Here is a 1,771-nt window from a genome sequence, read left to right on the forward strand (position 1 = left end):
CATGCAGGCGGGCCCGGACACGCGGCCCCAGCCTGATCGCGTTCGGCTCGCTGGTGAGCAGCATCGCGCTCGCACCACGGGCCGGGCGGGCAGTGACCGCCGATCCGTCGTCGATGAGGCCCTGCCCGGACGTCGTGCTGTCACCCGTCCCGCCTCTGAACGAATCACCTGCCTCCGGCTTGTGGAAGCAGTCGGCGAGGTAACCGGGTGTGGTACACACGATCTCGGCCACGAAGTCCCCGGCCGCAGCGCACTCCGCGGACCGCGAATAGGACGAGCGGGCCCAGCCGGCCATCTCATCGGGAGCGATACCCCACCAGGCCGCGGCAACTCGGGCCATGTGCTGCTGTCGGTACAGCTCGGCGGCACCGCCGCCGAGCCACGACGTACTCATTCCGAAGTCGGCCGCCGCGACGACGACGACGGCGTCCGGGTACTTCTCGATCGTTCGTATCGCTTGCGCCATGCTCAGCGAACTGCTCGCGCCCGCCGTGGTGGTCAGACCGAGCGGCGGTGGGTCGACGACCCAACCGGCCTGCCCGACCGAGCAGCCGGTCGACAGGCAGCGGGGGTCGGCGAGAAACAGCTCGGTCAGCTCCGATCGGTCGAGGCAGCTTCTGCGTAGCAGCGCCGCGATCACGTCCTCGGCGAGCGTGGTGGGCGTTTCGGGCAGGTCGGGGTCATCCGGAACGACTCCCGATCGGCCCGCATCGATGAGCACAACGTTGGTCATCTCGGCCTCTCGAGCGGTGGGACTGTAGATCAATCGAGGTGGAAACCGGAGCGCCGGATCATGACCCCGCCCCCGCTCCCGCCTTCGCCCCGAACGTCCGCTGCATGAACCCCGGATCGATCAGCGTGCCGTGCACCTGCTGGTTGTGGCTGTGGCACAGCTGGTGGTAAGCGAAGGAGGTCTGCAGAGCGTTGGCGCGGCCCTGGTTGTCCTGGGCGACGTTGACGGCCTCCTTCGCGAGTCTGAGTGCGAACAGCGGCTTCTCGGCGATGCGCGAGGCCAGCTGCAGCGTGAACGACTCCAGCTCGGCCAGAGGTACGACGTGGTTCACCATGCCGAGCCGATGCACTTCGGCGGCCGTGAGGAAGTCGGAGGTGAACAACATCTCCTTCGCCTTCCGGACACCCACCTCGAACGGATGCTGGAAGAGCTCCACACCGGACACACCCATGGACACGGTGTTGTCCTGAAACAGCGCGTCGTCGGCCGCCACGATCAGATCGCACGGCCACACGAGCATGAGGCCACCGGCGATGACCTTGCCCTGAGCGGCGGCGATGGTCGGTTTCGGGAGGTTGCGCCACCGCTCGGACAGCCCCAGGTACATCTCCTTCTCGACCGCCATCTGCGATTCGGCACCGGCGCAACCGAAACCGCACCACGTGCCGACCCGCCGGTGATCGGTCACGACCTGCAAGGCCTCGCTGTCGCGCAGGTCGTGTCCGGCGGAGAAGTGTGGTCCGTTCGCGGCGAGGATGATCACGCTGATCGAATCATCCTGCGCCGCAAGGTCGAAGGCGTCGTTGAGCTCATAGAGCATCCGCATGCTCTGCGCGTTGCGCGCTTCGGCGCGGTCGAGCACGATCCGAGCCACCTTCTCGGCAGGCCGTTCGTAGCGGATGGTTTCGAACTCGCTCATCATCAGCTCCGCTCGTCCGGACGATGCAACCGCGCCGTGATATCGGCGGTGGGCGCCCCCGCCCCGGCGGCGGCGCCCGCGGCCCCCGCCGGGGTGAACGGGGGGACAAACCCACCCGC

At 67.9% G+C, this 1,771-nt stretch carries 2 protein-coding genes; both read right to left on the reverse strand.

Annotated features, from left to right (window positions below):
- Positions 1–733 (reverse strand): hypothetical protein (locus ACFWF3_RS34580; protein ID WP_379318259.1); only part of this gene is annotated, 733 nt, incomplete at its 3' end.
- Between the two features lie 58 nt (positions 734–791).
- A complete protein-coding gene (locus ACFWF3_RS34585; protein ID WP_378925610.1) occupies positions 792–1,652 on the reverse strand; it encodes an enoyl-CoA hydratase in 861 nt (286 codons plus the stop codon).
- Positions 1,653–1,771: the final 119 nt, after the last annotated feature.

It is taken from the genome of Nocardia sp. NPDC060220 (assembly GCF_042727815.1).
Classification (GTDB): Bacteria; Actinomycetota; Actinomycetes; order Mycobacteriales; family Mycobacteriaceae; genus Nocardia.

What these genes read in the sequence shown, in the direction of transcription:
- ACFWF3_RS34585 (WP_378925610.1), bottom strand. Translation starts at nt 1,652, where the DNA reads ATGAGCGAGTTCGAAACCATCCGCTACGAACGGCCTGCCGAGAAGGTG.